Origin of the sequence: Citrobacter sp. wls613 (assembly GCF_005281195.1) — a bacterium.
Lineage (GTDB): Bacteria > Pseudomonadota > Gammaproteobacteria > Enterobacterales > Enterobacteriaceae > Citrobacter > Citrobacter gillenii.
Window position 1 is genome coordinate 86924 of the sequence record NZ_SZXN01000090.1, and the last position, 19420, is coordinate 106343.

23 protein-coding genes and 1 pseudogene are annotated in these 19420 nt (G+C 53.2%); 7 read left to right on the forward strand and 17 right to left on the reverse strand.

The window, feature by feature from the left end; translation table 11 throughout:
- The first annotated feature begins 55 nt into the window (after positions 1–55).
- Both FDX01_RS22515 and FDX01_RS22520 read left to right on the forward strand, forming a co-directional pair.
- The gene (locus FDX01_RS22515; RefSeq protein ID WP_137400490.1) at positions 56–880 is read left to right on the forward strand and encodes an AraC family transcriptional regulator; all 825 of its coding nucleotides are present in this window, start codon (positions 56–58) and stop codon (positions 878–880) included.
- A 75-nt stretch (positions 881–955) separates the two neighbouring features.
- Complete coding sequence (locus FDX01_RS22520) at positions 956–1921, forward strand: DMT family transporter (RefSeq protein WP_137400491.1); 966 nt, start codon at positions 956–958, stop codon at positions 1919–1921.
- Between the two features lie 64 nt (positions 1922–1985).
- Here FDX01_RS22520 and FDX01_RS22525 read toward each other — a convergent pair whose 3' ends face one another.
- A complete protein-coding gene (locus FDX01_RS22525) occupies positions 1986–3557 on the reverse strand; it encodes a methyl-accepting chemotaxis protein (RefSeq protein ID WP_137363247.1) in 1572 nt (523 codons plus the stop codon).
- Positions 3558–3802: 245 nt separating this feature from the next.
- Here FDX01_RS22525 and ytfE point away from each other — a divergent pair, with 245 nt between their 5' ends.
- On the forward strand, positions 3803–4465 hold the full coding sequence (ytfE, locus tag FDX01_RS22530; RefSeq protein ID WP_115259604.1) for an iron-sulfur cluster repair protein YtfE: 663 nt from the start codon (positions 3803–3805) through the stop codon (positions 4463–4465).
- Between the two features lie 63 nt (positions 4466–4528).
- Here ytfE and cycA read toward each other — a convergent pair whose 3' ends face one another.
- Together cycA and fklB are read right to left on the reverse strand one after the other, a co-directional pair.
- Positions 4529–5938, reverse strand: coding sequence for a D-serine/D-alanine/glycine transporter (cycA, locus tag FDX01_RS22535; protein ID WP_096758556.1), 1410 nt, complete (start codon positions 5936–5938; stop codon positions 4529–4531).
- A gap of 309 nt (positions 5939–6247) precedes the next feature.
- On the reverse strand, positions 6248–6868 hold the full coding sequence (gene fklB, locus FDX01_RS22540; protein ID WP_168246986.1) for an FKBP-type peptidyl-prolyl cis-trans isomerase: 621 nt from the start codon (positions 6866–6868) through the stop codon (positions 6248–6250).
- A gap of 219 nt (positions 6869–7087) precedes the next feature.
- Here fklB and FDX01_RS22545 point away from each other — a divergent pair, with 219 nt between their 5' ends.
- A complete protein-coding gene (locus tag FDX01_RS22545) occupies positions 7088–7738 on the forward strand; it encodes an OapA family protein (protein ID WP_096758557.1) in 651 nt (216 codons plus the stop codon).
- An 88-nt stretch (positions 7739–7826) separates the two neighbouring features.
- On the opposite strand, the gene FDX01_RS22550 is transcribed toward FDX01_RS22545, so the two are convergent.
- The 7 genes and pseudogenes from FDX01_RS22550 to FDX01_RS22575 form a co-directional block, all read right to left on the reverse strand.
- Entirely contained in the window at positions 7827–8753 is a 927-nt protein-coding gene (locus FDX01_RS22550; RefSeq protein ID WP_096759481.1) for a DMT family transporter, read from the reverse strand.
- 142 nt (positions 8754–8895) lie between these two features.
- Positions 8896–9345, reverse strand: coding sequence for a 50S ribosomal protein L9 (gene rplI, locus FDX01_RS22555; RefSeq protein ID WP_003025676.1), 450 nt, complete (start codon positions 9343–9345; stop codon positions 8896–8898).
- Between the two features lie 39 nt (positions 9346–9384).
- Positions 9385–9612: a 30S ribosomal protein S18 gene (gene rpsR, locus FDX01_RS22560; RefSeq protein ID WP_002210155.1), complete on the reverse strand. Its 228-nt coding sequence runs from the start codon at positions 9610–9612 to the stop codon at positions 9385–9387.
- A gap of 4 nt (positions 9613–9616) precedes the next feature.
- Positions 9617–9931 carry a primosomal replication protein N gene (gene priB / locus FDX01_RS22565; protein ID WP_096758558.1) on the reverse strand — a complete coding sequence of 105 codons (315 nt, stop codon included), beginning with the start codon at positions 9929–9931 and terminating at the stop codon, positions 9617–9619.
- A 6-nt stretch (positions 9932–9937) separates the two neighbouring features.
- The gene (rpsF, locus tag FDX01_RS22570) at positions 9938–10333 is read right to left on the reverse strand and encodes a 30S ribosomal protein S6 (protein ID WP_096758559.1); all 396 of its coding nucleotides are present in this window, start codon (positions 10331–10333) and stop codon (positions 9938–9940) included.
- Between the two features lie 70 nt (positions 10334–10403).
- Positions 10404–10487, reverse strand: a pseudogene (locus FDX01_RS24075) (hypothetical protein); the annotation flags it as partial.
- Between the two features lie 4 nt (positions 10488–10491).
- Positions 10492–11256 carry a TSUP family transporter gene (locus FDX01_RS22575; RefSeq protein WP_137400492.1) on the reverse strand — a complete coding sequence of 255 codons (765 nt, stop codon included), beginning with the start codon at positions 11254–11256 and terminating at the stop codon, positions 10492–10494.
- 298 nt (positions 11257–11554) lie between these two features.
- Here FDX01_RS22575 and yjfY point away from each other — a divergent pair, with 298 nt between their 5' ends.
- Positions 11555–11830, forward strand: a complete 276-nt coding sequence (yjfY, locus tag FDX01_RS22580) for a DUF1471 family protein YjfY (RefSeq protein ID WP_096758561.1) — start codon at positions 11555–11557, stop codon at positions 11828–11830.
- A 136-nt stretch (positions 11831–11966) separates the two neighbouring features.
- Here the strand turns inward: yjfY and FDX01_RS22585 are convergent, their stop codons facing one another.
- Genes FDX01_RS22585 through ulaA form a run of 6 tightly spaced genes read right to left on the reverse strand, consistent with a single transcriptional unit; the run spans position 11967 to position 16376 of the window.
- Positions 11967–12653, reverse strand: a complete 687-nt coding sequence (locus tag FDX01_RS22585) for an L-ribulose-5-phosphate 4-epimerase (RefSeq protein WP_135912685.1) — start codon at positions 12651–12653, stop codon at positions 11967–11969.
- Positions 12653–13507: an L-ribulose-5-phosphate 3-epimerase UlaE gene (gene ulaE, locus FDX01_RS22590; RefSeq protein WP_117342423.1), complete on the reverse strand. Its 855-nt coding sequence runs from the start codon at positions 13505–13507 to the stop codon at positions 12653–12655. Before ulaE ends, FDX01_RS22585 begins: the two co-directional genes overlap by 1 nt.
- 9 nt (positions 13508–13516) lie before the next feature.
- The gene (gene ulaD / locus FDX01_RS22595) at positions 13517–14167 is read right to left on the reverse strand and encodes a 3-keto-L-gulonate-6-phosphate decarboxylase UlaD (RefSeq protein WP_096758564.1); all 651 of its coding nucleotides are present in this window, start codon (positions 14165–14167) and stop codon (positions 13517–13519) included.
- 13 nt (positions 14168–14180) lie between these two features.
- Positions 14181–14648 (reverse strand): PTS ascorbate transporter subunit IIA, encoded by a 468-nt coding sequence (ulaC, locus tag FDX01_RS22600; RefSeq protein WP_096758565.1) that lies wholly within the window; start codon positions 14646–14648, stop codon positions 14181–14183.
- 9 nt (positions 14649–14657) lie between these two features.
- Entirely contained in the window at positions 14658–14963 is a 306-nt protein-coding gene (gene ulaB / locus FDX01_RS22605; protein ID WP_096758566.1) for a PTS ascorbate transporter subunit IIB, read from the reverse strand.
- A 15-nt stretch (positions 14964–14978) separates the two neighbouring features.
- Positions 14979–16376, reverse strand: coding sequence for a PTS ascorbate transporter subunit IIC (gene ulaA / locus FDX01_RS22610; protein ID WP_137400517.1), 1398 nt, complete (start codon positions 16374–16376; stop codon positions 14979–14981).
- 366 nt (positions 16377–16742) lie between these two features.
- On the opposite strand from ulaA, the gene ulaG reads away from it, so the two are divergent.
- Complete coding sequence (ulaG, locus tag FDX01_RS22615) at positions 16743–17807, forward strand: L-ascorbate 6-phosphate lactonase (protein ID WP_096758568.1); 1065 nt, start codon at positions 16743–16745, stop codon at positions 17805–17807.
- Positions 17808–17914: 107 nt separating this feature from the next.
- Positions 17915–18670 (forward strand): HTH-type transcriptional regulator UlaR, encoded by a 756-nt coding sequence (gene ulaR, locus FDX01_RS22620; RefSeq protein ID WP_096758569.1) that lies wholly within the window; start codon positions 17915–17917, stop codon positions 18668–18670.
- On the opposite strand, the gene yjfP is transcribed toward ulaR, so the two are convergent.
- The gene (yjfP, locus tag FDX01_RS22625; protein WP_115259609.1) at positions 18667–19416 is read right to left on the reverse strand and encodes an esterase; all 750 of its coding nucleotides are present in this window, start codon (positions 19414–19416) and stop codon (positions 18667–18669) included. The two genes, ulaR and yjfP, sit on opposite strands and share 4 nt — an antisense overlap.
- Positions 19417–19420 lie beyond the last annotated feature (4 nt).

Consider the following 19420-nt stretch of genomic DNA (forward strand, 5'->3'; position numbering starts at 1 on the left):
GCATCCCCGCGCATCCTCTCTGATAATGATAAGACGATGTGTGGGGAGAGATAACGTGCAGGGTGTACCTGAGCAGTTTATTGATGAGAAAGACAGCGCCCGTTTTCGCCATCTGGCGCAGATACCGGGCGTTGAGCTATATCATGCGCATATCTCGCGTTATGCGTTTGAGCCTCATACCCACGAAGCGTTTGGCATTGGCGCGATCGAAGCCGGCGCCGAGCGTTTTCGCTATCGTGGCACCCAGTACGTGGCACCGGCCCATTCCGTCGTGACCATGAATCCCGATGAGCTGCACACCGGCGAGGCTGAAACCGCCGACGGCTGGCGCTACCGGATGATTTATCTCGAGCCCTCTCTTCTGCAAGAGGTCACCGGGATCCGCCACTGGTGGTTCCATGATGTGACGCGCCACGATCCCCACCGTTCACGCCAGATCTGTTCGCTGATCCACGGGATGTGGAACACCGAGGATCCGCTGGCACAAAAAGGATTGCTGCTCGATCTGATCGACACCTTCCAGCCACTGGCTCGTCATGCGCCGGTGCCGCGGGAAGGCGCGCATCGCTTTGATCGCGTGCGCGAATATCTGCATGATAACTACATGCACCCGGTTACGCTCGACGAACTGGCTCGCGTGGCTGCGCTCAGCCCCTGGCATTTTCAGCGCCAGTTCAAACTGCACTTTCACGTCACCCCGCATCAGATGCTCATGGCTGTTCGCCTGTGGCGCGCCAAAGATTTTCTCACGCGCGGTATGCCCGCCGCCGACGTTGCTGCGGCAACCGGCCTGACCGACCAGTCGCACCTCACCCGCGCGTTTACCCATCGCTACGGTATTACGCCTGTGCGTTATCAGAAGCAGGTTTATTCGCGCTAATGCGCAATCTCATACAATACAGCGGTGTTTTCCCTGCCTACACTCGGCGCAATGTTCAATGATGTGGATGTCAAAATGATTAGCGGTGTGTTGTACGCCCTGCTGGCGGGGTTGATGTGGGGGCTGATTTTTGTCGGGCCGTTGATCGTGCCGGAATACCCGGCGGTATTACAGTCGATGGGACGCTACCTGGCGCTGGGGCTGATTGCCCTGCCGCTGGCCTGGCTGGGTCGCGGACGTCTGCGTCAGCTATCGCGCAATGACTGGAGAACCGCGCTGGCTCTGACGATGATGGGCAACCTGATTTATTATGTTTGTCTGGCCAGCGCCATTCAGCGCACCGGTGCGCCGGTCTCGACGATGATCATCGGCACGCTACCGGTAGTGATCCCGGTCTTCGCCAATCTGCTCTATAGCCAGCGTGACGGTAAATTATCCTGGTGGCGCTTGGCCCCAGCGCTGGTGCTGATCGGCATTGGCCTGCTGTGCGTGAATATTTCTGAGTTGAATCAGGGGTTACCTGATTTTAGCGGCTGGCGCTACGGGTCGGGTATCGCCCTGGCACTGATTTCCGTGGTGTGCTGGGCATGGTATGCGCTGCGTAATGCCCGCTGGCTGCGTGAAAACCCCGATAAGCATCCGATGATGTGGGCCACCGCCCAGGCACTGGTGACGCTGCCCGTTTCTCTGCTCGGTTACATTGCGGCCTGCCTGTGGCTGAACGGGCAAACGCCGGACTTCTCCCTGCCCTTCGGCCCGCGTCCAGGCGTATTTATCAGCCTGATGGTCGCCATTGCGGTGCTGTGTTCGTGGGTGGGGGCATTGTGCTGGAACATCGCCAGCCAAAAGCTGCCAACGGTGATCCTCGGGCCGTTGATTGTATTCGAGACGCTGGCGGGACTGCTGTATACCTTTATCTTGCGCCATGAAATGCCGTCGGCGCTGACGATTAGCGGCATCGCGTTATTGGTTATCGGTGTGGTGGTGGCCGTCAGAGCCAAGCCGGAGAAACCGAGCGTCGTCGTGGTTCCACAATCATAATGTGCCGAATGGCGCTGCGCTTATCCGGCCTACGCGATAATTCCTTGTAGGCCGGATAAGGCGTTTACGCCGCCATCCGGCGCGACACTTTAAACACCGCAACGGTCTGATTCAGGCGTGCCGCCTGTTCTTCGAGCGCCGCCGCCGCTGACGCGGATTCTTCCACCAGCGAGGCGTTTTGCTGCGTCACGCGATCCATCTCGGCAACGGCCTGACCAACCTGATCGATTCCCCGACTCTGCTCATCAGAGGCCGAAGCAATCTCACCCATGATATCGGTCACGCGGGTGACGGCGCTGACGATCTCCGCCATTGTTTCACCCGCCTCATGCACCAGTGCGGTACCGGCGTTGACCCGATGACCAGAATCATCAATCAGGGCCTTAATCTCTTTCGCCGCCTGCGCGCTGCGCTGCGCCAGAGTGCGCACTTCTCCTGCTACTACCGCAAAACCACGCCCCTGTTCACCGGCCCGTGCGGCTTCTACCGCCGCGTTCAGCGCCAGAATATTGGTCTGGAAGGCAATACCGTCAATAACAGTGGTAATTTGCGCGATTTTGCTGGAACTGGTGGCAATTTCATCCATGGTACGCACCACGCCATCAACCACCGTGCCGCCTTTTTGCGCCGTCTGCGAGGCATTTTTTGCAAGGCTAGTCGCCTGTCGTGCATTATCCGCATTCTGTCTCACGGTAGCGGTGAGCTGTTCCATGCTGGCTGCCGTTTCCTCCAGCGATGCGGCCTGCTGTTCGGTACGCGAGGAGAGATCGTTACTGCCCGCGGCGATTTCACCCGCCCCGGTGTAAATGGTATCGGCCCCGTCACGCACCACGCTAACCGTGTTCGCCAGCGACTGCTGCATATCGCGGACGTTACGTGCCAGCAGCGCCATTTCATTGCTGCCGTCAGCACTGATGCTGTGGGTCAGGTCACCTGCGGCAATATGGCGAATATGTTCCATCACCTCGCGCAGTGGCTTCAACAGTACGCGCTGCATGGCTATCCAGCTAACGACAATCACCGTGACCACAATCAGCATGACGGCAGACAGCAACCAGATAATTTTCTGGTAGTCATTCTCGTTATCCTGCACGCCCGCATTGGCCAGCGCGGATTGTGCCGCACGCCATTCCTGATACACACCCTGCATTGCCGTCTGCTTTTGTTCAGCATTCTGTTTGAACATCTCTTCCAGTTTGCCTTCCGCCAGCAGCGCGTTCATTTTGGCAAGCGTGGTCGAATAAATGCCGTACTGCTCTTCCAGTCGATCAGCCAGATGTTCATCCAAACCCGGCGTTTCCGGCAACGCATAGTATTTATCGTAATGCTCTTTCGCTTCTGCCAGCAGGCGATTTGCCGTGCTTACCAGCTCTGTTAGCTGCCCGCCGTTCACCTCGCTGGCCATCGTGCCCTGCAGACGCAGCATGCCCCGGTTGAGCGTGACGCGCGCCTGGTTCAGGCTAATCCACGCATCGGTAAACTCGGCCACATTCTGGCTGGAAAGCTGAGACACGTTAAAATTTTGCTTATCGTTGTTGAGTGCGCCAATAAAAACGCCTGCGGAGATGAGCTGCATCGCGCCCAGGGAAAGTAACACGGTGATAAGTAAGGTTATCACTTTGATTCGTTTGAACATCTGTTGCCTTTTTATTATGCAGGTATTGTCTGAGGTCTAACTATCGGCAGCCGCGCCCGCTTATTTAATCTTCTGACGCGGCTTTTTTCGCCGTTTTGCGCCTTTTCAATAAGATTCAGCAGGTTAACGGTATAAGAAATTTTCGTGACAGCCATCACAAATCCCACCACCCCGAAAGGGGTATATCCTTCGCTATAAGTTGCATTTAAAATACATCTTATATTATTGAGAATGAGGTAACGGCTATGTCTTATCGCGATCAACCTTTAGGTGAACTGGCGCTCTCTATTCCTCGCGCTTCGGCACTGTTTCGTAAGTACGATATGGATTACTGCTGCGGCGGTAAGCAAACGCTGGCACGCGCTGCCGCACGTAAAGAGCTGGATGTCGAGGCTATCGAAGCCGAACTGGCAAAACTGGCTGAGCAACCGTTGGAAAAAGACTGGCGCAGCGTGGCACTGGCAGAAATTATCGACCATATCGTCGTTCGTTATCATGACCGCCACCGCGAACAGCTGCCGGAACTGATCCTGCAGGCCACCAAAGTTGAACGCGTGCACGCAGACAAGCCAAACGTACCACGCGGTCTGGCGAAAAACCTGACCATGCTGCATGACGAGCTGTCCAGCCACATGATGAAAGAAGAGCAGATCCTGTTCCCGATGATCAAACAGGGAATGGGTAGCCAGGCAATGGGGCCAATCAGCGTAATGGAAAGCGAGCATGACGACGCCGGTGAGCTGGTCGAAGTGATCAAGCACATCACCCAAAACGTGACGCCGCCGCCGGAAGCCTGCACCACCTGGAAAGCCATGTATAACGGCATTAACGAACTGATCGACGACCTGATGGAACACATCAGTCTGGAAAACAATGTGTTGTTCCCGCGTGCCCTCGCTGGTGAATAAAAAGGGCGCCTGAGAGCGCCCTGATTGATGAAGCATTAGAGCCGCGTCGCGGCTCTTTTTTTATTAACGTACACCTGCCATACGTTTCTTACCGATAAACAACCAGCCCAGCCCCAGCGCAATGAACCACAGCGGCGTGACGATCAGCGCCTGACGGGTATCTTCTTCCAGCGTCAGCAGTACCAGCACGAACACGAAGAACGCCATGCACACCCAGCACATCACCTTGCCCCACGGCATTTTGTAAATCGACTTCTCATGCAGCTGCGGACGCTGTTTGCGGTACACCAGGTACGAGCAAAGAATGATGGTCCAGACAAACATGAACAGAATCGCCGATACGGTGGTGATCATGGTGAACGCACCGATCACGCTCGGATTAACGTACAGCATCACCACACCGCCCAGCAGGCAGATACAGGAGAAGGTTAAGCCTTTCGCCGGAACAGCACGTTTGGACAGCTTGGCGAACGCTTTCGGTGCCACGCCTTCCTGCGCCAGACCGAACAACATACGGCTAGTCGAGAACACACCGCTGTTCGCAGAAGACGCCGCAGACGTCAGAACCACAAAGTTAATCAGGCTCGCCGCCGCCGGCAAGCCGACCAGCACGAACAGTTCGACAAACGGGCTCTTGGTTGGAACCACCGAGCCCCACGGGGTGACAGACATAATCACAATCAGCGCGAACACGTAGAACATGATGATACGGATTGGAATCGAGTTAATCGCACGCGGCAGGGATTTCTCCGGATCTTTGGTTTCCGCCGCTGTCGTCCCGACCAATTCAATACCCACGAACGCAAACACCGCAATCTGGAAGCCCGCAAAGAAGCCGCTCAGACCTTTCGGGAACCAGCCACCGTCATTCCACAGGTGGGTGAACGATGCCTGAACACCAGTAGGTGACTGGAAGTGCGTCAGTACCATCACCAGACCAACCACGATCAGGCCGACGATGGCGACAATTTTGATCATCGCAAACCAGAATTCCATCTCACCAAACATTTTCACCGTGGCGAGGTTGAGGACCAGCAGCAGAATGATTACCGCCAGCGATGCCACCCAGTCGGATAGCCCAGGGAACCAGAATTGCGCATACGCGGTAATGGCAACGACGTCCGCCATCCCGGTCACGACCCAGCAAAACCAGTAGGTCCAGCCGGTAAAATACCCAGCCCACGGCCCGAGCAGGTCAGAGGCGAAATCACTAAAAGATTTGTATTCGAGATTCGAGAGCAGCAATTCTCCCATTGCGCGCATCACGAAAAACAGCATAAAACCGATGATCATATAAACAAAGATGATCGACGGCCCGGCGAGGCTGATGGTTTTCCCGGAGCCCATAAACAGGCCGGTACCGATAGCGCCACCAATGGCAATAAGTTGAATATGACGGTTTGTGAGATTGCGCCGCAGCGACTGTTCAGACGAAGCCTCTTCGTCGGCAACGACTTTTACCTGATCTACCATGTTTTTTTCTTCCTGTACCTGTCTGTGTTGTTCAGGCTCTACGGCCTTTGGTGTGTCTATGATACGACGATCCCGTTATCAGGACTCATCGATATTAGGTAAGAATTGGCGGGATGAATACTAAGATTTAGATATAATGTTAATTTTATGTTTAAAGTGAGTGTCATATCACTCTGATAGCGCGAATCAGCTCACAAAAATACGCGCAAGCGCGCTATTTGCAAGATAAAATATCGACATCGGTATAACTATAGCTTTTCACGCTATTTTTCTGCTCCCCCCAAGGCTGAGGGGAACAGAAGTCACTGCTTACAGGATTTCAAGCAGCTCAACGTCGAATACCAGCGTGCTGAACGGAGGAATGGACGCACCCGCGCCACGCTCACCGTAGGCCAGTTCCTGAGGGATAGTCAGCTCCCATTTGGAACCCACCGGCATCAGGGTCAGCGCTTCAATCCAGCCAGGGATAACGCCGTTAACCGGGAATTCAGCCGGTTCACCACGGGCAACGGAGCTGTCGAACACGGTACCGTCGATCAGCTTACCGGTGTAGTGCACGCGTACACGGTCGGTACGTGCCGGAATAGCCCCTTCGCCCTGCGTCAGAACGCGGAACTGCAGACCGGATTCAGTGCTGTTTACACCGTCTTTCTCACGGTTTTCTTCCAGATATTTGACGCCATCAGCAGCCATAGACTGGAAACGCTCACGACGGACCGCATCAGCACGTTCGTGGATTTCACGCAGCGCACGGTGCACAACGTCAACCGGCACAGCTGGATGTTTGCCTTCCAGCGCGTCAGCAATACCCGCAACCAGCGCTTCAGGCAACAGCCCTTCCAGACCGGATTCGCTCAGCTGCTGTCCTACCTGCAAACCAATGCCGTAGCTTGCTTGCGCTTCGATAGTGTCAAAAGTCGGGGTGGCCATCATATTTCCTTTCATCGGAGGTAAAGTAGCGGGCAGCATAGCAGCCATGCCGCATCCGGTAAAACTTTGTCTCGGGAACAGATGACAAATCGCGAGGAAACATAAACAATAGGAATATCCCGCGTTGACGTCACGAAAGCGGGCATGAAGGCAAATATCATAGAATCAGGCATCTATACTCTATGATTCAGGAACGAGACGCGGAGCAGGAGGAAAGCCATGCCCGGGCGCTTTGAATTAAAACCAACCCTGGCGAAAATCTGGCATGCACCGGACAATTTTCGCATTATGGACCCGCTACCGCCTATGCATCGCCGCGGCATTATTGCTGCCGCTATCGTGCTGGTGATAGGTTTCCTGCTCCCTTCCAACGATACCAGCGATACTCCTGCGGTCACACGTGATGCCCAGTTGGATCTCCAGTCGCAATCGCAGCCACCCACTGAAGCTCAGCTGCAGGCGCAGCTGGTCGCCCCGCAAAACGATCCGGGTCAGATGGCACCGGTCGCACCGGAACCCATCCAGGAAGGCGATCCCGATGCGCAGCCGCAAGCCCAGCAGTCCCAGCCTCAGACGCAGCCTTTTCAGCCCGATAGCGGGATTGACCAACAATGGCGTACCTACCGTGTAGACTCCGGAAAAACGCTCGCCCAGGTGTTCCGTGACCATAATCTTCCACCGACCGATGTGTATGCCATGGCGCAGGTTGAAGGTACCGGAAAACCGCTGAGCAACCTGAAAGACGGTCAGATGATACAAATCAGGCAGAATGCCAATGGCGTGGTCACGGGGTTAACCATCGATACCGGCAACGGCCAGCAGGTGCTGTTTACCCGCCAGCCTAACGGCAGCTTTATTCGCGCACGTTAAATGTACTGATTGCCGGGTGGCGACTTCGCCTTACCCGGCCTACGGCTCCCGCGATTGTAGGCCTGATAAGCGGTAGTGCCATCAGGCGTTACCGCTTCACCTTATTCACCCACCAAATCCCCGAACAGACCAGCACCAGCGCCACTGCGTATTTCCATTCGAGAATGTTCTCACCAAGAAAAATCGACGACAGCACCGCACCAGAGACCGGGATCAGGAAGTTAAACGGCGCGATCATTCCCACGCGGTTGTATTTGAGCAGAATACTCCACAGTGCGAACGCCACTGAGGAGAGCAGCGTCAGGTAGCCCAGAATCGCCACCGATGCAGAGCCGTGGACGGTAAGTGTTCCGCCAAAAGCGTAGCCACCGATAACCAGAGCCAGACCGCCCATCCCCAGCTGATACCCCGTCATTACCGTCGGGTCAACCGTCTGCGAAATACGTTTTCCGTACAGCGTAGCGGCAGAGAGAATAAAGGCCGCCAATACCACTGAACCGTCTCCTAACAGGGTAAAGCTAAAATCCATCAGCCCACTGTTAAAATTCACCACCATCACGCCAGCAAAGCCCAGAATGCAGCCCAACGCTTTGTTGTAGCTCAGCTTGTCGTTCTGATAGATAAAGTGGGCCAGCAGCACACTAAAGAACGTTCCGGTGGCGTTCATGATTGAGCCTTTCACACCCGTGGTGAAGGCCAGACCAATATAGAAGAAGATGTATTGCAGCGAGGTTTGCGTCAGCCCCAGCAGCGTAAGCTGACCAAATTGACGCGGACTTAACCTGCCAATGGGTTTGCGCTGCGCCATCGCCAGCAGTAGCAGCAATAACCCCGCAAACAAAAATCGGTATCCGGCAAAAACAATCTTTGACGGAATATCATCGGTGGCAATCTGGAAAATCTCATATCCGCTTTTAATCGCCGGATAGGCGCTCCCCCACAGCAGGCAGCAAAATGCCGCGCTCAGGTAGACCACGTTTTTACGCGCGAACAGAGGTTGGTGCGTTGTGTCCATGCCATCACCACTTTGAAATTGTGTTTTATTTTTATGATTATCGCGAAAAGGATAAAGAATAGCCAGAGCGAAAAACAGGAGGGCAGAAAAGCAAAACGCCGGCACAAGGCCGGCGCTTTTACGCGGTTTTTAGAATAAAAACTTATTCTGCAACTACGTTTACAGTCAGCTTAGCAAACACTTCGCTGTGAACCTGGAAGCTCACTTCGTGCTCGCCAGTGGTACGCAGAACGCCGTTCGGCAGACGAACTTCGCTCTTAGCTACTTCAACGCCAGCTGCAGTTACAGCGTCAGCGATGTCGCGAGTACCGATGGAACCGAACAGTTTACCTTCGTCGCCTGCTTTAGACGCGATGGTTACGGTTTCCAGTGCATTGATTTTCTCAGCGCGAGCTTCAGCAGCAGACAGAACGTCAGCCAGTTTGGCTTCCAGTTCAGCGCGACGTGCTTCGAAGAATTCAACGTTTTTCTTGGTAGCAGGAACAGCTTTACCCTGTGGTACCAGGAAGTTACGAGCGTAGCCCGCTTTAACGTTAACCTGATCACCCAGGCTACCCAGGTTTGCTACTTTATCAAGCAGAATAACTTGCATTACCTTATCCTCTTAAAGTCGTTAATAGACAGCGGCCGATTACTGATGACGATCGGTATACGGCAGCAGGGACAGGTAGCGAGCGCGCTTGATGCAGCGAGCCAGCTGACGCTGGTATTTTGCACGAGTACCGGTGATACGGCTCGGGACAATTTTACCGCTTTCGGTAATGTAGTTTTTCAACGTTGCGATGTCTTTGTAATCAATCTCAACAACGCCTTCCGCGGTGAAACGGCAGAACTTGCGACGACGGAAATAACGTGCCATATGGCTAGTCTCCAGAATCTATCAATTCAATCTGCTCGGCATGCAGAACCATTTTGCTCAGGCCGTTCTTTGCCTTGTGGCAAGAAATGAACCCCTGAACAGTTACTGCGCTACCGACCGTTATACTGTGAGTAATGGCCTGGTTTTCGTGTCCGCTAATAATAACGGGCATTTGGCACCACGCCTGCCGGTGGAAACCGGCTTCCTCCTGCACAGAACGATGCTCAAGCACGAACTGGCAATGAGGAATTCCTGATGGGCTGACCTTGCGAAGCGGCGTCCTGCACACTGTGCCAGATAACACCAAACGGTTGGTCATCAGAAATTACTCTTCAGAATCCCCAGCTTCAGCATCATCTGCGGTTTCGTTAGCGAAATCATCGCGACGTTCACGACGCTCGTCTTTCGCTTTAACCATCGGAGATGCTTCGGTAACAGCGTGCTTAGTACGCATTACCATGCTACGGATAACGGCATCGTTGAAGCGGAAGTTTGTTTCCAGCTCATCGATAACTTCCTGCGGCGCTTCAACGTTCAGCAGAACGTAGTGAGCTTTGTGCAGTTTGTTGATCGGGTAAGCCAGCTGACGGCGGCCCCAGTCTTCCAGACGGTGGATCGTGCCTTCTGCTGCAGTGATTGCACCAGTGTAGCGTTCGATCATACCCGGAACCTGTTCGCTCTGGTCAGGATGGACCATAAAAACGATTTCGTAATGACGCATCGAATTGCTCCTTACGGATTATTCAGCCTCCTGTCTGGGTCAGCCGAGGCCCATGGAGGCAAGGAACGTGTTAAAGGTCGGCTGAAAAATGACGCGTCATAATACTGGCGGTAGCAGGTAAACTCAAGGTGATTGTATGAATATTTATCAAACCGTCATTAATACATATCCACCAGCATTTTGACACTGATGCAAATCGAGACAATCACAATCATCGGTCGGATGACTTTCTTCCCACGCGTCAGTACCACCGAGGCTCCAAGACGCGCACCGAGAGATTGCCCAACGAACATCACCAGTCCCAGCGACCAGATCATTTTACCGCCGAAAATGAAGAACAGAATCGAGGCGATGTTCGACGCCAGGTTAATAAAGTTGGAGTGAATTTGCGCCTTATCGATGCTGTATCCCCATAACGTGATATAGCAGAGCGTATACAAGGAACCGGCCCCTGCGCCGAGAAAACCGTCATAAAAACCTACGCACCCACCGCCGATAAGTGAAAAGAGAAACAGCGATACCTGCTGCTTTCTTTTTGGTTCGCTCAGGTTAGGGGCAAAAATAAAGTAGATGGCGACGGTAATTATCAGCACCGGCAGCAGCTTTTTTAGCAGGTCCGGCTCAATGAACTGAATCAGTGTGGTACCCAGCGCGGAACCGATAAAGGCAGATAAGAACACATACTTGTGTTCCTGCACGTTGATATGCCCCCGGCGAAAAAAGTAAATCCCAGAGGTGAGTGAACTACCCAGAGCCTGAATTTTATTGGTCGCCAGCGCATTGGCCGGCGGTAAACCGGAGATCAACAATGCGCCAATTGAAAGAAACCCACCGCCCCCTGAAACCACATTAATAAAACCCGCCACCAGCGCAACCATAAACATAATCACGAAGTAGCTGAAATCCATGAATGAAGTATCCATAAGCTTTTGCCTTATAATCATGAAGTTATATTCTTTTTCAGCTCACTATAAACGGCGTACCCTTCCGGTTAAATTGACCATTTGGTAAGAGCTTATGCCGGGGAAACAGGAATTTTTTAACCGTAGCGGAAGGTATCAGTTGATTGTTAATTAAAGAAAAGACGGCTATGCGGTAATTTTTTGAACAACTGCATCAGAAATGGTCGCTATCGACTCTGTCGGTTGTGGTTAAAATTAAATCAGAAGTTATCCACTCACAGGAGAGCGCTAACCAGAGACCGCGGTCGAGGAGGTACCTATGCGAACCCGTGTGTTGACCCTTTTGGCCGTGCTATTGCTCAGTGCAAATGCAATGGCAGCCATTGAAATTACCCACCGTCAGGCCAGGAATATGGATGATGTGCAGAGCTTAGGCGTGATTTACATAAACCATAACTTCGCCACTGAAAGTGAAGCAAATCAGGCCCTGAATGAAGAAACAGATGCGCAAGGCGCCACCTACTACCACGTGATCCTCACCAGGGAACCCGGAAGTAACGGAAATATGCACGCCAGCGCGGATATTTATCGCTAGCTACCCAGAAATAACCAACGAGAACATTGCCACAGTTTGACTTGCCCCCTTGATTGGGGGCTTTTTTTTGCAGTAAAACGCCGCCGAAGCCAGACCGATAACATCCCCTTAAAGATTTAGCTCCGGGGCATTTTTCTTACTTCTGCCCGTAATAGGCGTTCGGACCGTGCTTACGCATGAAGTGTTTATTCATCAGGTAATCGTCGATGGGGTTAAGCCCGGGGTTAATGCCGCGCGCAATCCACGCCATCTTTGCCACCTCCTCCATCACCACCGCATTATGCACCGCATCCTCGGCATCTTTACCCCAGGCAAACGGGCCGTGCTGATAGACCACAATGCCCGGCGTATGTAACGGCTCAACGTCGGCTAGCGTTTCTATGATCACCTTTCCTGTGTTCAGCTCATATTCGCCCTGCACTTCTTCTTCCGTTAATGCCCTGGTGCAGGGAATATCGCCAAAAAAGTAATCCGCATGGGTGGTTCCCAGCGCCGGGATCGCCTGCCCCGCCTGCGCCCATGCTGTGGCGTGGGTAGAGTGGGTATGCACTACGCCGCCAAGCGATGGATAACGCTGATACAGCGCCAGATGAGTCGCGGTATCAGAGGAAGGGCGATAGCCACCCTCCACCACGTTCCCTGACATATCCACCACCACCATATCGTCTACTGTCATATGCGTATAGGCGACACCGCTGGGCTTGATTACCACCTGCCCGCGTTCACGGTCGATAGCGCTGACGTTGCCCCAGGTAAAGGTCACGAGGCCATAGCGCGGTAGATCCATATTGGCTTCGAACACCTGCTGTTTGAGTTTTTGCATTACGCCGCCTCCACCAGACCTGCGCTTGCCATTCGGGCCTTCACCCAGTCACGCGCTTTCGCCACTTCCGCCGCCGGGTCGTCAGTGGTTTCACTCCACATCTCAATCAGATAGGGTCCGCAATAGCCACTCTGCTTGAGCGTCTCAAAACAACGCTCGAAATCGACAACGCCCTCGCCAAACGGTACGTTCTTGAATACGCCGGGTTTAGTGTCTTTCACGTGTACGGCGACGATGTGTCCGATTCCGGCCTGTAGCTCCATCTGTACGTCGTTATCCCACGCCGACAGGTTGCCGATGTCTGGGTAGAGCTGGAACCACGGGTTATTCAGGTAGTGCGCGTAGCCTAGCGCCTTGCTGATCGAGTTCATCAGCGGGTAATCCATGATCTCCATCGCCAGCGTCACCTGTGCGCGGCTCGCCATCTCGACGCTCTCTTTCAGCCCGTCGCGAAAACGCCGACGCGTCTCGTTGTTGGCTTCTTGATAGTAAACGTCATAGCCCGCCAGTTGGATGACTCGAATGCCGACGTCCTGGGCGAACTGGATCGCTTTACGCATGATCTCCAGCCCCTGCGCACGTACCACGTCATCTTCACTGCCGAGCGGGAAGCGACGATGGGCGCTCAGGCACATCGACGGTACCCGCACGCCGGTTTCGGCAACGGCGTTAACCAACGTCAGACGCTGCTCACGGCTCCAGTCGAGACGCGCCAGGCGAGCGTCGGTTTCATCTACTGACATCTCAACGAAGTCAAAACCCAGCGTTTTCGCAAGCTGTAGCCGCTCCATCCAGCACTCTCCGGCGGGGAGTGCTTTCTCGTAGATGCCGAGCGGAATTTGTTTCGACAGCATAATTGCTCCTTAGCCCCACAGCTGGGCAATAGAGCGTTTAAACTGACGCGCGGCTTCAACCGGGGAAGCGGCATCGCGAATGCTGCGACCCGCGATAAAGACGTGAATCGGAATGCCTTTGAACAGCGGCAGATCTTCCAGCGCCAGGCCACCGGTCACCGTGACCTTAAAGCCCATATCAGACAGACGTTTGATCGCGCTGATATCCGCGTCCCCCCACGCCACACCTGCTGCCTGTGCATCGCGACTGCGGTGATACACCACCTGTTGAATGCCCGCTTCACGCCACTCCTGCGCTTGCTCCCAGGTCCAGTAGCCGGTCAGTTCAATCTGCACGTCGCCATTGAACTCTTTCGCCACGTCCAGCGCACCTTTGGTGGTATTGATATCTGCACAGCAGATAACTGTCACCCAATCCGCGTTGGCTTCAAAACACATGCGGGAGAGAATTTTTCCCGCGTCGGCGATTTTGGCGTCTGCCAGCACGATTTTATGCGGATACAGCGCTTTCAGGTCGCGAACCGCACGCACGCCTTCGGCAACGCAAAGAATGGTACCCACTTCAATAATGTCTACTTCATCGGCAATCAGGCGTGTCGTTTCATACGCGGAAGACATGGATTGGTTATCCAGCGCAACCTGCAACATAGGTAATGACATTTTGGTGTTCCTTTTAAACAGCCGCCGCGGTGGCGTTATCAATTAAATCCAGCACTTCCTGCGCGGTGCGGCAGGCACGTAAACGGTCGAAGTTAGCTTCATCGTCAAACAGGTTAACGATCTGCATGATGCCCACTTCTTGATGGGTATTGGCGTCAACCGCCGCCATCGTTATCAGGATATCGACAGGGTCGTTATCTTCATGGTTGAAGACCAGCGGCGTTTTCAGGGTCACCAGCGCAAAACCGGTTTTCTTCACACCTTCTTCTGGGCGCCCGTGCGGCATCGCCAGACCCGGCGCTATCACAAAATAGGGACCATGTTGGGCAACGCCATCCAGAATGGCCTGGTAGTAGCGCGGCTCAACCACATCAGCCTTAACCAGCAGATCAACGCCCAGCTTGACCGCCTCCTGCCAGGTGCTGGCCTCGGCCTGTAATAGGATCGCGTTATTGTCCGCCAATGAATCTCGTAATTTCATATGGCGTCCTTACTTCACATCTTGTGGGAAATGCGCGTTGATCACTTCCAGCAGCTTTGGACCAAAGTCAGCGGGCGACAGCATGTTACGTACACCCACCACGTATTTATTGCCGGTAACGGTAATCTCACCGGCGATGTGGGTGGAGGCGATGATGATATCCGCGCCGCTCAGTTCACTTTTGTATTCACCCACCGCGCAGCTGTTCACCGTGTGGTCGATATTTGACTGGGTTAAAAACTGGTCCACTTTCATTTTCATAATCATGGAGCTACCTTGCCCATTACCACATACAGCCAGAATACGTACGGTCATAATCGGAACTCCTTATTAAGCAGACTGTTCTGCCAGTTGTTTTTCTGCGTCTTCCTCAGCGCGCAATGAGCGTCCTGCGAAAAACATATAAGCCAGTGCAATCACAATAATGACGGCCATAAAAATCAGCCCTATGGAGGCGAAGCCCTGCATCATCGGCGGTGCCAGAATTGACCAGTCCGCCATGCCCATCCAGGCGCTCATACCGGTGAGTTTCACCGCCCAAACGCAGCCGAAGATTTCAATCATTCCCATCACCAAGCAAATCTTGAGCGCAGCACGCCAGCCGCCAAAGTGATTAGCAAACACGCCGATAGTGGCGTTAGAGAAGAACATCGGGATAAAGCCCGGAATGATCAGAATGGAGGAACCTACGCCGACAAGGATGCCGACGGCGATCAGCTGACCGATAGTGCCCCACATAAAGCCCCAGACCACGGCATTCGGCGCGAAGCTATAAATAGCCGCACAGTCGATGGCCAGTACCGCCCCTGGGATTAGACGCTGGGAGATACCGTTAAAGGCTTCAGAGAGTTCGGCGACAAACATGCGCACGCCCTGAGTAATAATGAAAATGGCCACCGCAAACGAGAAGCCGGTTTGCAGGATATAGACCGTCCAGTGGGTTTTCCCCGCCATCGCCTGCACCACATCGATACCGAAAGAGAGCAGGATCGCACCGAAGAAAATGGTCATCACAATCGCTGTCGAGACGATGTTGTCGTGGAAGATATTCAGCCAGCCTGGCAGCTTGAGGTCTTCAACGCTTTCCTCCTTTTTGCCCAGATACGGTGCGATTTTATAAGCAATCCACGACGCAAACTGCTGCTGGTGCCCGATAGAGAAGCCGCAGCCATCAGTCACTTCCTGCGTCGGCTTGTACATCATGTTTGAAGTGATGCCCCAGTAAAGCGACACCAGCACCGCAGTGCAGATAATGGTGGTCCACATGGAATAGCCGAAGATATAAAACGAGACCGCAATCAATCCCGCCTGCTGGAACATGATGTGCCCGGTCAGCATGATGGTGCGAATCCCGGTAACCCGTCGTAGCAACACGTAACAGATATTCAGCGCCAGCGCTAACAGCACCGCATAGCCCACCCAGCTATAAGCGTCGCCCATGCGTTCGATGGTTGCCATCATTGAGGCGTAGGTATCGGAAATCGCCCCGTTGATGCCATAAACCTCAGACATCTTCGCCACTACCGGTTTGAACGTGCTGGTGAGAATGCCGGACCCGGCCTGCAGCAGCATAAAGCCGATGATCGTTTTGATAGTGCCCTTGATGATAACGCTGACACTTTTACGCAGCAGGATGTAACCGAGGCAGGTCACAATACCCAACAGCAGCGGGGCGTTGGTCATGACCTGATTAAAGAACACGGTAAAGATGTTGTAGAGGATCTCCATAACGATCTCCAGTAGACGAAGTTGCTGAACATTCATTACAGATGCCCAGGATATTGTGCCCTCACTTTAGTTTTCAAAAGTAATCACATCAAGATTGAATTTGATTAAATGTGATGCAGTACGCAAATTATTCACTTACGAATGAAATGGTTTTTCCCACATTCAATCAAACGAAAATAAAATCAATAAAAACAATTAAATATGATTATTAATTAATGAGAGGGCACTTTATCTTATTGCAATATTTATCGAGAGCGTCTCTTTTTGTTGAAAAAACACGCATTGCCATTTTGATAAAATGGTGTCAGGATTAATCAAAATAAGTCACAATTTGATTCAACTTGAACAAACCTGAAGGTAAATGCGATGAGTAAAGTAAAAAGTATCACGCGTGAATCATGGATCCTGAGCACATTCCCGGAGTGGGGCAGCTGGCTAAACGAAGAGATCGAACAAGAACAGGTTGCACCAGGCACCTTTGCGATGTGGTGGCTGGGCTGTACCGGAATTTGGCTGAAATCGGAAGGCGGGACTAACGTCTGCGTTGATTTTTGGTGCGGAACAGGCAAGCAGAGCCACGGTAATCCACTGATGAAAACAGGCCATCAGATGCAGCGTATGGCAGGCGTGAAGAAACTCCAGCCAAACCTGCGCACCACGCCGTTTGTTCTCGATCCTTTCGCTATTCGCCAGATCGATGCCGTTCTCGCCACACACGATCATAACGATCATATCGACGTGAACGTTGCTGCCGCCGTCATGCAGAACTGTGCCGACGATGTGCCGTTTATCGGACCACAAACCTGTGTGGATCTGTGGGTGGGTTGGGGCGTGCCAAAAGAACGCTGCATCGTGGTGAAGCCAGGCGACGTCGTTAAAGTAAAAGATATTGAAATTCATGCGCTCGACGCGTTTGATCGTACGGCATTGATCACCTTGCCTGCGGATCAAAAAGCGGCAGGTATCCTGCCTGACGGCATGGATGCACGTGCGGTTAACTACCTGTTCAAAACGCCGGGCGGTACGCTATATCACAGCGGTGATTCTCACTACTCCAACTATTATGCAAAGCACGGCAACGAGCATCACATCGACGTCGCACTTGGCTCCTACGGTGAGAACCCGCGCGGTATCACCGACAAAATGACCAGTTCCGATATGCTGCGTATGGCAGAAGCGCTGAACACCCAGGTGGTTATCCCCTTCCACCATGATATCTGGTCAAACTTCCAGGCCGATCCACAGGAGATCCGTGTTCTTTGGGAGATGAAAAAAGACCGGCTGAAGTATGGCTTCAAACCGTTTATCTGGCAGGTTGGCGGCAAGTTCACCTGGCCGCTGGACAAAGATAATTTTGAGTATCACTACCCGCGCGGCTTTGAAGACTGCTTTACCATTGAACCGGATTTACCGTTTAAATCCTTCCTGTGATTGCAGTTAAAATGCCGGGTCTTCCCGGCATTTTTACCCATTTATCTTAGTATTTTCAGGCTATTTCAAATATCATCTTTTCAAATCAATTTGTATCGGAATAGCTCATGACTGAAGCACAAAGACATCAAATATTGCTGGATATGCTGGCGCAATTGGGCTTTGTTACCGTTGAGAACGTGATTGAACGTTTGGGAATCTCACCCGCCACAGCGCGCCGGGATATCAATAAACTCGACGAAAGCGGCAAGCTCAAGAAAGTCCGTAACGGTGCAGAAGCCATTACCCAGCAGCGCCCGCGCTGGACCCCAATGAATCTGCATCAGGCGCAAAACCACGACGAAAAAGTGCGGATTGCCAAAGCCGCTTCCCAGTTAGTGAACGCAGGTGAAAGTGTCGTGATCAACTGTGGATCAACGGCGTTCCTGCTTGGCCGCGAAATGTGTGGCAAACCGGTGCAAATCATCACCAACTACCTGCCGCTGGCGAATTTTCTGATCGACCAGGAGCATGAAAGCGTCATCATCATGGGGGGACAGTACAACAAAAGTCAGTCCATCACGCTGAGCCCACAAGGCAGCGAGAATAGCCTGTATGCCGGACACTGGATGTTTACCAGCGGTAAAGGACTGACCGCTGACGGACTGTATAAAACCGATATGCTCACCGCGATGGCTGAACAAAAGATGCTTAACGTGGTCGGCAAACTGGTGGTGCTGGTTGATAGCAGCAAGGTCGGTGAGCGCGCGGGCATGCTGTTCAGCCGCGCCGATCAAATCGACATGCTGATTACCGGCAAAAATGCGAACCCTGAGATCCTGCAACAGCTGGAAGCACAGGGCGTGACTATTCTGCGCGTTTAGAGGTGTTGGCGGAAAAACGCGACTGTCGCCGCCAGCGCTTCTGGCGTGATGCGATGCCGTACGCCTGCTTCCCACAGGCAGGTCAGCGAGTTGTCCAGACCTGCCTGGATTAGCGCCTGTTGTAAGCGGAAGGTTTCCACTGCCGGCACCACGTCATCATCCTGGCCATGCCACAACAGCAGCGGTCTGTCGGCAAGGCGCTCTAGTTGATGCGTTACCTCCCAGTCAGCCAGTGGCGCGACAATCGCATCAAATTCCGCCTGCTGCTCCGTCGTCTGTACCAATACTGGCGGAAAAAGCGTATGGGCAAGTCGGGTAAAATAGCCCGATCCCATCAGGCAGGCTGCACATTTCACCTCGGGATGGCGCGCCATAATGCCCAGCGTTGTCATGCCCCCCATAGATGCCCCTGCCACGGCAAGACGTTCATCCAACAGCCAATTTTCAGCCACCAGCGCCGCACGTAACGCCGTAAATTCCTGCATGTTTTGCTGCAATATCTGCCAGAAGCGGTGCATTCTTTCCTGCGCATTACCGTGGAAGCGCGTGCCATGATCGGGCGCATCGGGCATGATGACCCGAAACCCGGCCTGTGCCAGTGCAACGGCAAAATAGCTGTAGACCAGACTGGAAGAGGTAAACCCGTGATAGACGATAACGCAGGGGAGTGAAAGGTCGTGTTTATTCGTGGGAAATGCGTGCAGGACAGGGATCCCCGCCAACTGTCGTGTTTCAATTTCTATCATATGT

Bases quoted from the DNA above. Each gene is read 5' to 3' on its own strand.
- FDX01_RS22520 (WP_137400491.1), top strand. From the start codon at position 956: ATGATTAGCGGTGTGTTGTACGCCCTGCTGGCGGGGTTGATGTGGGGG.
- FDX01_RS22525 (WP_137363247.1), bottom strand. From the start codon at position 3,557: ATGTTCAAACGAATCAAAGTGATAACCTTACTTATCACCGTGTTACTT.
- ytfE (WP_115259604.1), top strand. From the start codon at position 3,803: ATGTCTTATCGCGATCAACCTTTAGGTGAACTGGCGCTCTCTATTCCT.
- cycA (WP_096758556.1), bottom strand. From the start codon at position 5,938: ATGGTAGATCAGGTAAAAGTCGTTGCCGACGAAGAGGCTTCGTCTGAA.
- fklB (WP_168246986.1), bottom strand. From the start codon at position 6,868: ATGGCCACCCCGACTTTTGACACTATCGAAGCGCAAGCAAGCTACGGC.
- FDX01_RS22545 (WP_096758557.1), top strand. From the start codon at position 7,088: ATGCCCGGGCGCTTTGAATTAAAACCAACCCTGGCGAAAATCTGGCAT.
- FDX01_RS22550 (WP_096759481.1), bottom strand. From the start codon at position 8,753: ATGGACACAACGCACCAACCTCTGTTCGCGCGTAAAAACGTGGTCTAC.
- rplI (WP_003025676.1), bottom strand. From the start codon at position 9,345: ATGCAAGTTATTCTGCTTGATAAAGTAGCAAACCTGGGTAGCCTGGGT.
- rpsR (WP_002210155.1), bottom strand. From the start codon at position 9,612: ATGGCACGTTATTTCCGTCGTCGCAAGTTCTGCCGTTTCACCGCGGAA.
- priB (WP_096758558.1), bottom strand. From the start codon at position 9,931: ATGACCAACCGTTTGGTGTTATCTGGCACAGTGTGCAGGACGCCGCTT.
- rpsF (WP_096758559.1), bottom strand. From the start codon at position 10,333: ATGCGTCATTACGAAATCGTTTTTATGGTCCATCCTGACCAGAGCGAA.
- FDX01_RS22575 (WP_137400492.1), bottom strand. From the start codon at position 11,256: ATGGATACTTCATTCATGGATTTCAGCTACTTCGTGATTATGTTTATG.
- yjfY (WP_096758561.1), top strand. From the start codon at position 11,555: ATGCGAACCCGTGTGTTGACCCTTTTGGCCGTGCTATTGCTCAGTGCA.
- FDX01_RS22585 (WP_135912685.1), bottom strand. From the start codon at position 12,653: ATGCAAAAACTCAAACAGCAGGTGTTCGAAGCCAATATGGATCTACCG.
- ulaE (WP_117342423.1), bottom strand. From the start codon at position 13,507: ATGCTGTCGAAACAAATTCCGCTCGGCATCTACGAGAAAGCACTCCCC.
- ulaD (WP_096758564.1), bottom strand. From the start codon at position 14,167: ATGTCATTACCTATGTTGCAGGTTGCGCTGGATAACCAATCCATGTCT.
- ulaC (WP_096758565.1), bottom strand. From the start codon at position 14,648: ATGAAATTACGAGATTCATTGGCGGACAATAACGCGATCCTATTACAG.
- ulaB (WP_096758566.1), bottom strand. From the start codon at position 14,963: ATGACCGTACGTATTCTGGCTGTATGTGGTAATGGGCAAGGTAGCTCC.
- ulaA (WP_137400517.1), bottom strand. From the start codon at position 16,376: ATGGAGATCCTCTACAACATCTTTACCGTGTTCTTTAATCAGGTCATG.
- ulaG (WP_096758568.1), top strand. From the start codon at position 16,743: ATGAGTAAAGTAAAAAGTATCACGCGTGAATCATGGATCCTGAGCACA.
- ulaR (WP_096758569.1), top strand. From the start codon at position 17,915: ATGACTGAAGCACAAAGACATCAAATATTGCTGGATATGCTGGCGCAA.
- yjfP (WP_115259609.1), bottom strand. From the start codon at position 19,416: ATGATAGAAATTGAAACACGACAGTTGGCGGGGATCCCTGTCCTGCAC.